Origin of the sequence: Roseibium sp., assembly GCF_048261595.1 — a bacterium.
GTDB lineage: Bacteria > Pseudomonadota > Alphaproteobacteria > Rhizobiales > Stappiaceae > Roseibium.
Genome location: NZ_JBLXFW010000003.1, coordinates 505,307 through 516,561, shown reverse-complemented (window position 1 = coordinate 516,561; position 11,255 = coordinate 505,307). Strand labels below are relative to the sequence as shown.

7 protein-coding genes are annotated in these 11,255 nt (G+C 59.2%); 2 read left to right on the top strand and 5 right to left on the bottom strand.

Going from position 1 to position 11,255, the window contains the following annotated elements; genetic code table 11:
- The coding region (locus ACN0SY_RS13600; protein WP_417687896.1) for a hypothetical protein at nucleotides 1–551 on the top strand (551 nt) is incomplete at its 5' end.
- Between the two features lie 456 nt (nucleotides 552–1,007).
- Nucleotides 1,008–2,978 carry a M23 family metallopeptidase gene (locus tag ACN0SY_RS13595; RefSeq protein ID WP_417687895.1) on the top strand — a complete coding sequence of 657 codons (1,971 nt, stop codon included), beginning with the start codon at nucleotides 1,008–1,010 and terminating at the stop codon, nucleotides 2,976–2,978.
- Between the two features lie 103 nt (nucleotides 2,979–3,081).
- On the opposite strand, the gene clpB is transcribed toward ACN0SY_RS13595, so the two are convergent.
- The 5 genes from clpB to ptsP all read right to left on the bottom strand — a co-directional run bounded on the left by clpB (nucleotide 3,082) and on the right by ptsP (nucleotide 11,247).
- Complete coding sequence (gene clpB / locus ACN0SY_RS13590) at nucleotides 3,082–5,679, bottom strand: ATP-dependent chaperone ClpB (RefSeq protein WP_417687893.1); 2,598 nt, start codon at nucleotides 5,677–5,679, stop codon at nucleotides 3,082–3,084.
- Nucleotides 5,680–5,915: 236 nt separating this feature from the next.
- Nucleotides 5,916–6,611, bottom strand: a complete 696-nt coding sequence (locus ACN0SY_RS13585; protein WP_417687891.1) for a DUF4167 domain-containing protein — start codon at nucleotides 6,609–6,611, stop codon at nucleotides 5,916–5,918.
- Between the two features lie 400 nt (nucleotides 6,612–7,011).
- The gene (prmC, locus tag ACN0SY_RS13580) at nucleotides 7,012–7,854 is read right to left on the bottom strand and encodes a peptide chain release factor N(5)-glutamine methyltransferase (protein ID WP_417687889.1); all 843 of its coding nucleotides are present in this window, start codon (nucleotides 7,852–7,854) and stop codon (nucleotides 7,012–7,014) included.
- Nucleotide 7,855: 1 nt separating this feature from the next.
- The gene (gene prfA / locus ACN0SY_RS13575; protein ID WP_417687887.1) at nucleotides 7,856–8,929 is read right to left on the bottom strand and encodes a peptide chain release factor 1; all 1,074 of its coding nucleotides are present in this window, start codon (nucleotides 8,927–8,929) and stop codon (nucleotides 7,856–7,858) included.
- Nucleotides 8,930–8,979: 50 nt separating this feature from the next.
- Nucleotides 8,980–11,247, bottom strand: coding sequence for a phosphoenolpyruvate--protein phosphotransferase (gene ptsP, locus ACN0SY_RS13570; RefSeq protein ID WP_417687885.1), 2,268 nt, complete (start codon nucleotides 11,245–11,247; stop codon nucleotides 8,980–8,982).
- Nucleotides 11,248–11,255 lie beyond the last annotated feature (8 nt).

The following is an 11,255-nucleotide window of genomic DNA, read 5'->3' as shown; positions in this document are numbered from 1 at the left end:
GAACCAATCGGCTTCCTTGTTTGAAAGATCAGCGTACCTGCGTAACTACTCTAACGACCAACCATAAAGGCCAGTCCGCAAGAGCAACGCCGTCCACGCTTCCCTTCCTTCAAATATCAAATTGTCAAAGAACACTCCCGAAACTCGGGAGAACCGGACACCGCGTCACCCGCTTTAAAAGCGAAAACCCGTTTCATTGTCTGGCAGAACCGACCGGCGAGAGCGCTGTGTGTTGGCAGCGCCGCCGTCGATGGAGCGGGTTATACGCACCGCCCCCGGACGAGTCAACAAGCTTTGTCAAAAAAGATTCACACAGCCTGAGAGGGCCTTCCTTTTGGCAGAAATCCGCCGGTTTCCCAATGTGGATGAAGATCGCCAAGCTGGAATTTCTGCTGTTTGATCAGAATTTTATCGGAGTTGACGCTTTTTTGCGCGAGCGCAAAACCTGGGCACCGGCCGCAGCCGTCTTGGCCTCTTCCAAATCCAGCAAAATCGGGATGCTCCCCTCAGCATTTGCTCGCTGTCCGCGTTCCTGTTTAAGGACAATTTGAGGCCCCCGTATTATAGCGCGTAGATGGTCCATATTAGAATGTAAGGCGATCGCCCCCTTATATAGGTTGACCTGTCCCCGGCATCATTCGCGGCTAAAAGGATTGCTCCGGGCCCAAGGGGTCCCTTGCTTGATGAATCCGGCCCTCGTCCGGCACGGGTACTCTCTATTCCCGAAACGCCCCTCTATATAAATGCCATCTCTACATATTGCCTCCAGCACGGCGACCACCGTCCGCTGCGAGCACGGTCAGTGTTAGGGCAGCGGCGCATCGGACGGTAGATTCCGCAAGCCTGATTGTAAGCTTGGCCGCGTCCCGTCTCTGCCCCACTCCTGCCCGAATGTTGGACTTAATAAGAGCGCTCGATTTTATCGGCCAACGAAGGCGTTTGACCTTCTTTCCAAGACACGGCATTTTCTCGCCAACGAAACTTACAGGGAAAGCGGTATCGGGCGTATGCATTTGGGGCCCTTCCATTCTTCAGCACACAGCGCGGTTTCGCTCGGTGACGAGGATCCGCTGATTGTCAGCGATGATCGCAATGCCCTGCCTGACAGGAGAAGCGTCTCCATCCGGTGGCTGACGGGAACGGTCCTCACAGGGGTTACGTCAGTCGTGCTGATGGGGGGCGCATTGTTTGCTGCCCTTGACGGTCAGTACAGTGTCTCGGCAGCGACGGTACCGACGAGCGGAAATCTGGCCCTGGATATCGACAACATTCGCAGCAGTGGCACCAAGGGCGACAAGATCAGCAAGTCTGCGACCGAATATTCGAACAGGCAGATCATTCCGGTGAACGTCGTCACAAAGGATGGTGACCGGGAACATATTCGCGTACGCGACTACACGCTTATCACTGCGAGCCTGGCCACCCGGAAGAACCCGCAGCTGACGTCCGAGATCCCCTCCTTCAATCCGCTGAACATGTTCTCCGACGTCCAGAACGTACCCGAGCGTCTCGTTCCGGACACGGTTTTCTCCAATTCGATCTACGGAGCAAAGGTCGAGGGTGAAGTCAGCATTTCCCTGACCAGCTTTCCCGCAACAAGCAGCGAGATCGACCTTGGCGAAACGCCGAGCGAACCGGAGATCGAGAAATCGGTCCGCCAGAGCGCCCGCTTCCTGGCCGTCAACACCATTGACGCGGCCGCGCAAGCCATGGTCGACCCTGCAAGGTTCGACTTCAATCTTGCGCGGCAGTCAGAGTTTACCAGGTTGGCCGTTCGCATAACTCCCGAGAACGTCTCCTTCATATCGAAACAGGATGATGACGTCCGCTTTGCCGGCATGGAGGAGAAGATTGTTCCGATTGGCGAGGAAGTCGAATTCATCGACATTCTGCTCGATAACGAAGCCACACCATCGGAAGCCGAACTTATATCGATCGCATTTGGCGACAACTTCGGCCTCGGACTTCTTCAGGAGGGTCACCGGCTGCGGATCGGGTATGCTCCTGATCCGGATGGCTCCGGGCGCATGCGGCCCGAGCGTGTGAGCCTCTATTCCGATACGGTTCATCAGGCGACCGTCGCCCGATCCGACACCGGGGCCTACGTGGTTGCGGAAGCACCGACAACCTTCCTCGCCGATGCCTTTGCCGAAGCAGATCGCATTTCCTATGGCGGCCAGACTCCCGTTCTCTACGACAGCCTGTACCAGACAGCGCTCGAACAGGAGATGGACGAGCCCTTGATCGATGAACTGATCCGGATCTTCTCTTTCGACGTTGATTTCAACGCACGAGTCCAACCGGGCGACGCCCTCGAGATCTTCTATGCCGATCACGATGCCGGCCAGTCTTCCGAAGTGCTCTACGCCGGACTGAACACCGGCTCAAGCACGCGCAGATACTATCGGTTCGTCACTCCGGATGATGGCGCTGTCGATTTCTATGACGCGAACGGCCAGAGCGCGAAGAAATTCCTCATGCGAAAGCCCGTTTCCGACGGCCGCTTCCGCTCCGGTTTTGGCATGCGCCGGCACCCGATCCACAAGTACAACAAGATGCATACCGGCGTGGACTGGGCGGCGCCGCGGGGTACTCCAATCATGAGTGCCGGCAACGGAACGATCATCAAGGCCGGCTGGAGTTCCGGCTACGGGCGCCGGATCGAGGTACGCCATGCCAATGGCTACACAACGACGTACAACCACATGTCAGCCTTTGCCACTGGCATCAAGGAAGGCATGAGCGTTCGGCAGGGCCAGATCATCGGCTATGTCGGCTCTACCGGTCTCTCGACAGGCCCGCATCTGCATTACGAAGTGATGGTCAACCAGCGCTATGTCGACCCGATGCGTATCAAGCTGCCTCGGGGCCGAGTCCTTGACGGCGACATGCTGGCTGCCTTCGAAGAGGAGCGTCTGCGCATCGATACAATGCTCGACCGGGCGAGACGCCCGTCTCGGGTTGCTTCCGCGCAGTAGCTCTCACATCTGGTGCCTGATTGGCGACAACAAACGACCAGATGCAAAAAGCCCCGGGTCAACAAGCCCGGGGCTTTTTCTGTGCCGCTTGATCACCGCATGGTCAGGCAGCCTCGGCAGTTCCTGCACGGGCTGAGAAAACCAGCCGATCACCACCGGCAGATATCTCGACGGACTGGCCGTCGGAGATTTCACCAGCCAGGAGCCTTTCTGCCAAGGGATCCTGTACCTCTTTCTGGATGACCCGCTTCAGGGGCCGGGCACCGTAAGCCGGATCGTAGCCCTTTTGAGCCAACCACCCGAGAGCACCGTCATCCAGTGACAAGGTGATCTTGCGATCCGCCAGCAAGGCCCGAAGACGCTCCAGCTGGATCTTGACGATCGATGCCATCTGGGAGCGCTGCAACCTGTGGAACAGCACGATCTCGTCGAGACGGTTCAGGAATTCCGGGCGGAAATGGCCGCGAACGGTTCCCATAACCTCGTCACGGACCGCGTCCGTATCCTCGCCTTCCGGCTGGTTGACCAGATACTCTGCGCCGAGGTTCGACGTCATGATGATCAACGTATTGCGGAAGTCGACCGTACGGCCCTGACCATCGGTCAGCCTTCCATCATCGAGCACCTGCAGCAACACATTGAACACGTCCGTGTGCGCCTTCTCGATCTCATCGAACAGGACCACCTGGTATGGGCGTCGGCGAACCGCTTCGGTCAGCGCTCCGCCTTCCTCGTAGCCGACATATCCGGGAGGCGCACCGATCAGCCGTGATACGGAGTGCTTCTCCATGTATTCCGACATGTCCAGACGGACCATGGCCGTGTCGTCATCGAACAGGAACCGCGCCAGGGCCTTGGTCAGTTCAGTCTTGCCGACGCCGGTCGGGCCGAGGAACATGAACGAGCCGATAGGACGGTTTGGATCCTGCAAGCCTGCTCGCGCCCTGCGGACCGCGGTGGAAACGGCATGGATGGCTTCCGCCTGACCGACGACATGCTCGCTCAGGACATCTTCCATCTTCAGCAGCTTCTCACGCTCACCTTCGAGCATCCGGTCAACCGGAATTCCGGTCCACTTGGACACGACCTGGGCCACATGGGACGACGTCACAGCCTCATCGACCATGGTGTCGCTGCCGTCCTGCTTTTCGGCCTCCGCGATCTGGCGCTCCAGATCCGGGATCACGCCATAGGCAAGCTCACCGGCCTTGGCCAGATCGCCGCGGCGCTGCGCAATCTCCAGATCGATCCGGGCCTGATCCAGCTGCTCCTTCAGCTTCTGTTCCAGGTTAAGCTTGTCCTTCTCTCCCTGCCAGCGGCGGGTCAGAACGTCGGACTCTTCCTCAAGATCGGACAGTTCCTTTTCAAGCTTGCCGAGGCGGTCCTTTGCCGCCGGATCCTCTTCCTTCTTCAGAGCCTCGCGTTCGATCTTAAGCTGAATAATCCGGCGATCCAGTTCATCCAGTTCTTCCGGTTTGCTGTCGACCTGCATTCGAAGACGGCTCGCCGCCTCATCGACAAGGTCAATCGCCTTGTCCGGCAGGAACCGATCGGTGATGTAACGATTGGAGAGCGTTGCAGCAGACACGATCGCAGAATCGGTGATGCGGACACCGTGATGGAGTTCGTATTTCTCCTTGATGCCGCGCAGAATGGAGATCGTATCTTCCACCGTCGGCTCGGTGACGAACACGGGCTGGAAACGGCGGGCCAAGGCCGCGTCCTTTTCGACGTGCTTGCGATACTCGTCCAGCGTCGTTGCGCCAACACAGTGGAGCTCACCACGCGCAAGAGCAGGCTTGAGCAGGTTGGAAGCATCCATCGCCCCCTCCGCCTTGCCGGCTCCGACCAGCGTGTGCATCTCGTCGATGAACAGGATAATGCCGCCGGCCGCTGCCTCGACTTCTGAAAGGATGGCCTTCAGCCGCTCCTCGAACTCACCGCGATACTTTGCACCGGCAATCAGCGCGCCCATATCGAGCGCAAGCAGGCGCTTCTCCTTCAGGGATTCCGGTACGTCACCGTTGACGATGCGCAGCGCAAGGCCTTCCGCGATTGCGGTCTTGCCAACGCCAGGCTCACCGATGAGGACCGGATTGTTCTTCGTCCTTCGCGACAGCACCTGAATTGTCCTGCGAATCTCCTCATCGCGACCGATGACGGGATCGAGCTTGCCATCACGGGCAACCTGCGTCAGGTCTCGCGCGTATTTCTTCAGGGCATCATACTGATTTTCGGCGGTCGCACTGTCAGCCGTGCGCCCCTGCCTGAGGGCGTTGATTGCTTCATTCAGACCATTGGCGGTCACGCCGGCCTTCTTGAACAGCTTGCCAACATCGCTTTCGCTCTCCATCGCGAGCGCAAGCAGAAGGCGTTCGACCGTTACGAAACTGTCACCGGCCTTGTCCGCAATCTTCTCGGCCTGATCAAACACACGGGCGGTCGCCTGTGAGAGATACAGCTGGCCGGAACCTCCGGAAACCTTGGGCATCTTGTCCAGCAGACGTGCAATTTCTGCCTTGGCAATCTTTGCATCGCCACCAGCCTTCTCGATCAGCCCATTGGCCATGCCCTCCGGATCATCCAGCAGGACCTTGACGATATGTTCGGGAGCAAACTGCTGGTGCCCCTGCCCAAGAGCAAAGGTTTGGGCCGACTGAATGAAGCCCCTGGCGCGTTCGGTATATTTCTCAACGTTCATGTTCTACCTCCAACCACCTGGCCACCTCACAAGCATGACCGGCTTCTCGGATTTCAGGCCTCCCAAGGAGCACCTGTACGGCCTCAAATCGAGCACCGCCCCTCCGATATAGTGTTGCATTTTGACAACAAAAGAGGGGAGGAGAAAATTCCGTTGAAATACTAAGTATCAAAATTCAAACGAAAAACGGCGCCAAAAGGCGCCGTCACTCAAAACAATCCCACAGGACTGCGTTCTCACTCGCCGGCGGTTACCGGCTCGGCATCGACACCCTGCTCGGCGACCTTCGGGCGACGCGTACGGGTAGTGCGACGCTTGGGCTTTACTGCCTCGTCTTCGCCACCGGCCGATGCCGTGTCCACGACATCCTGGTCGCCTGCTGCCTCGCCCTCATCAGCGGATTTGCGGACACCTTTGCCGCGCGTACCGCGAATGCGGCGACGCGGCTTGGCATCTTCGTCATCCTCATCGCTGGACGCATCAGCCGCGCGTGAGGAAGAACCGTTGAGCTGTCCGGACTCGTCGATGACCGGCATGTCATCGATGAACGGCTGTGGGCTGTCTTCGCCAACCAGTGCCTCAGCATCCTGCCGTTTGCCACGTTCGTGACGGGGACGCCTTTCACTGCCACCGTTCATCGGCGCATCGGACTGCCCCTGCACATCCTGGTCGCCATCTTCACCGGCATCGCGGGAAAACTGGGAGGCCGCAGCCTGCTGGGGCTGTGCCGCCGCCACGATACGCAGATAATGCTCGGCGTGCTGGAAGTAGTTTTCGGACATGATCCGGTCACCAGAGGCTTGGGCATCGCGAGCCAGCTGCTGATACTTCTCCGCAATATGCAGAGCCGTTCCACGGATCTTTACATCCGGACCGTTCGATTCGTACGTCCGGCTTAACGGATTTGGCCCCTTGCGGCCGCGTCCACGCATACGCTTATTGCTTTGATTTCCTGGTCTCATCCTGCCGTTTTCTCTTGCGAACGGCGACCAGCCTCGGCTGGCCAAACATCGGAATTGCCTAATACCGACACGAAAAATTCACCGAAACCAACCGTGAAGGTCAGCGGCTGTCATTTGCAAAAGCCGAAAGAAAACCTTTCGCACCGCAAAGCGGTCGAAATCCTCGGCATAATCTGCGACAGTCCGAAAGTCCGGATGGTCCGTTAAACAACGGCGTCCAATTAGTGAATACTGAAATTGGCCACGCGTTGCCGGATAGGCATGCCCCGCTAGACGCTGATCACAACATTCCGGTCTCGGCGAGGTGAAACTAACCGGTTCCGCTTGGTTTTCCAAGCGCTTTTTCGCAACAGCCTTAAAACCGGAGTGATTACCCCCGCCGGGCTACCAGGACGCGGTCCATTCCGGCAAGATCCTGAATGATTTCAGTCTCAAAAAAGCCGTGTAGCTGTAAAAGGCGGGAAACATCTGCCGCCTGGTCGAACCCGATCTCAAGAGCGATTCGGCCCTTCTCGGTCAGGATCTCGGCGGCCTGTGCGACAATCGTTCGATAGGCATCCAACCCGTCGGGTCCGCCATCAAGAGCCAGATCTGGATCGTGCTCACGCACTTCCCGATCAAGTTCGCGAACGACTTCGGTCCTGATATAGGGCGGGTTGCTGACGATCCAGTCGAAGCCGACCGCGAGCGGTCCGCAGTAGTTGCCACGAACGGGCCAGAATCGATCCTGCACTCCGTGCTGCTTCGCATTAGCGACCGCACAATCCAGGGCCCGTTCGGAAACATCGATGGCAATGCACTGCGTCCTGGACAACTCCGTGAGAATGGAAATGGCGATGGCTCCGCTTCCGGTGCCTATATCGGCAAAGGTGATAGCGTGATCCAGAGGAGTTCTGGCGAGAACCGCCTCGACCAGCGTTTCGGTGTCCGGACGCGGCTCAAGTGTTGCTTCGTTTAGTTTGAACTCCAGCCCCCAAAAATCACGGCAGCCAAGAATCCTGCCAACGGGTTTCCCGGCCAGTCGCTGCTTCGAGAACTCGTCAATGCGCGCGACCGCAGCATCGCTCGCGTCATCGCTCTCGTGGAGAAGCATTTCGGAGGGCGTCAGCCCGAGCGCGGCGGAAACCAGGAGCCGCGCATCGAGATCGGGCGTACTTAGGCCCTGGTGCCGGAATCTGTCGCGGACCTTGCGATAGAGGTCACCAACCCTCACGTCAGGACTCTTGCGCCGCCAGAAGCGAGGTCTGATGGTCGAGAATCAGAGCGTCGATGACTTCGGCAAGTCCTTCTCCTGCCATGATCTGCTCAAGCTTGTAGAGCGTCAGGCCAATCCGGTGATCGGTCACGCGCCCTTGCGGGAAATTATAGGTCCTGATCCGTTCCGAACGATCGCCGGAGCCCACCTGAAGACGGCGAGCCTCGGTCCGTTCGCTGGCAGCCTTCTCACGCTCGGCGTCATAGATACGCGCCCTAAGCAACTGCATCGCCCGAGCCTTGTTCTTGTGCTGAGAGCGCTCGTCCTGGACTGCGACAACGACACCGGTCGGAATATGCGTAATGCGAACCGCGGAATCCGTCGTGTTGACGTGCTGCCCACCAGCTCCCGATGCGCGGAAGGTATCGATCCTCAGATCGCTTTCCTGAATATCGACATCCACATCCTCTGCCTGAGGCAGGACTGCGACAGTCGCCGCAGATGTGTGAATGCGCCCGCCTGATTCCGTCGCCGGCACACGCTGCACACGGTGCACCCCGGACTCGAACTTGAGCTTGGCGAAAACATTGTCGCCGGAGACGGAGGCAATGATTTCCTTGAAACCGCCGACCTCGCCTTCACTCGCGGACAGCATTTCGACCTTCCACCCCTGCAGTTCGGCAAAGCGCTGATACATACGGAAAAGATCGCCCGCAAAAAGAGCCGCCTCGTCGCCTCCCGTACCGGCACGCACTTCCAGAATGGCATCATTCGAGTCGGCTTCATCCTTCGGCAAGAGGCCGATGCGAACATCCTGCACGAGAGTTTCTACCTGATCCCGCAGATCGTCGCGCTCTGCCTCGGCAAGCTCTCGCATGTCCGCATCCGACGCTGGATCGGCCAGAATCGCCTCCGCATCCTTCAGCTCGTTTTCCGCCTTGATGAGGGCTCTGACCTTGAGAACCAGCGGCTCTAGCGACGCATATTCCCGCGATAACTTCACGTAGGTCGTCGGGTCCGGGTTGGCAGACATGCCGTGCTCGATCTCGGCAAACCGGTCCAGCAACGTATCAAGCTTGTTTCGCGCCAACATGTGCGCATGTCTCCTAGTGGTGTCCGTCGAAAGACGGCCTGATAGAGAAGCTAGAGGGCGATGTCCATCTCAGCGGCATAGCGCTTGAGAAAATCCCGGATATCGGTTTCGGGATGTCCAGGATCAAGCCTTGGCAAGAGGCGAGCCGAAAGCCGGCCCGCGTCGAGAGACCGGAGCATTGCCTTTACCGGACCAAGGGCAGCCGGTGACATGGACAGATCACGGAAGCCCAAGCCGATCAGGGCCATCGCCTCGAGCGGCCGGCCGGCCAGTTCGCCGCATAGCGTAACCGGTACATGCGCGACGTTTGCCGCATCGACAATCTTTTTCAACGCGCGCAGAAAGCCGCGGCTCATGGTGTCGAACCGGTCGGCAACGCGCGTGTTGCCGCGATCGGCTGCACAGAAGAACTGGAACAGGTCATTCGAGCCGACCGATACGAAGTCGACCTGATGCAAGAGTTCCTCAAGCTGGAACAGAAGTGAAGGCACTTCGATCATGACACCGAGCCGGAGGTTCTCCGGTACGGCGTGACCGTGGCGGCGCAAATGCTTGAGTTCCCGCTCGACCAGGTCCTTGGCGCGCATGAATTCAGCAACTTCGGCGACCATCGGAAACATGACCTTCAGGTCGCGACCCGCCCCGGCTTTCAGCAAGGCACGAAGCTGGGTTCGCAGCAGACCAGGACGATCCAGCCCCAGGCGCAGCGCCCTCCAGCCCATTGCCGGGTTTTCTTCCTGGATCGAGCGCAGGTACGGCAGAACCTTGTCGCCACCGATATCGAGAGAGCGGAAAGTCACCGGCTTGCCTTCGGCAGCCGCCAACACCTGCTCATATTGCGCCTGTTGCTCCCGCATCCGTGGGAATGCCGAGGCGACCATGAACTGCAACTCGGTACGAAACAGCCCGACGCCAGCGGCTCCCGCTTCCGCAAGATGCGGCAGGTCCACCAAGAGCCCTGCGTTCATCTGAAGCGATATTTCGATGCCGTCCTTGGTCACCGAGGGCTTGTTGCGCAGCCGGCGGTATTGTGCCTGACGTCTAGCCCGGAACCTGACCTTCTCGGCATAGGCGTGCTCGACGTCCTGAGCCGGACGCAGGTGCACCTCTCCCGCCTCGCCGTCGATGATAATCGCGTCACCCGCATCTGCGAGAGAGACGATATCATCGAGCTGGCCGACCATCGGGATGCCGAGAGCCCGGCCGACGATCGTCACATGGCTGGTAGGGCCACCTTCCTCAAGCACGAGGCCCCGTATCCGGTCGCGTCCATAGTCGAGGAGTTCCGCGGCCCCCATGTTGCGAGCCACGATGATCGCATCCTGCGGCAACTCCGAGGTCTGCGGCCCATGCTCGCGGCCCATCAATTCGCGGATCAGTCGGTGCGCCAAATCATCAAGATCGTGCAGACGCTCGCGCAGATAAGGGTCAGTCTGGCGAAGCATGCGCGCACGCATGTCGCTCTGTACCTTCTCGACTGCCGCCTCTGCCGTCAGACCGTTCCGGATCGCTTCCTCGATCTTTCTGGTCCAGCCACGGTCATAGGCGAACATGCGGTAGGCCTCGAGCACCTCCCGGTGTTCTCCTGTGGCGGCAATATCGCCGCTGGCCAGGAGGTCATCGATCGACAGGCGCAATCGGTTGATGGCCCCATCGAGCCTTTGCCGCTCCGCCTCGCTGTCTTCCGCGATCAGGTTGGTGACAACGACACGTGGTTCATGAAGGACCACATGGCCAAGGCCAACACCTTCGGCCAGCGCCACACCGGTGGCGTGAATTGGCCTAGACAGGTCGAGGCCTGTATCCTTCTGGGCAATTGCCTCCAGCTCGCCGGCCGCGACCATCTCGGCGATGACCATCGCAGTGGTCTGCAGCGCTTCGACCTCGTCTTCCAGATAGGTTCTGTGAGACTGGTTCTGCACGACCAGAACGCCAAGCGTTCGGCCGGCACGAAGGATCGGCACGCCAAGGAACGAATTGTAGGCTTCTTCACCCGTCTCCGGCAGATAGGCAAATGCGGGATGAGCGCGTGCATTGGGCAAGTTGAGCGGGCGGGCCTCGGCCGCAATCAGACCAACAAGACCCTGGCCTACGCGCAGCGAAGCCTGGTGAACGGCTTCCCTCTTTAGACCTTCGGTCGCGTAGAGTTCGAGAACGCCATCAGCGCGCAGAATATAGACGGAGCAGACCTCGGCGACGACGTTCGCCGCGATCAGGACCACAATCTTGTCGAGCCGCTCCTGAGCCTTGATAGGCTCCGCCATGACTTCGCGAAGCCGGCGGAGCAACAGGCGCGGACCGGCCAGGTTGCTACGCATCGCCCTAC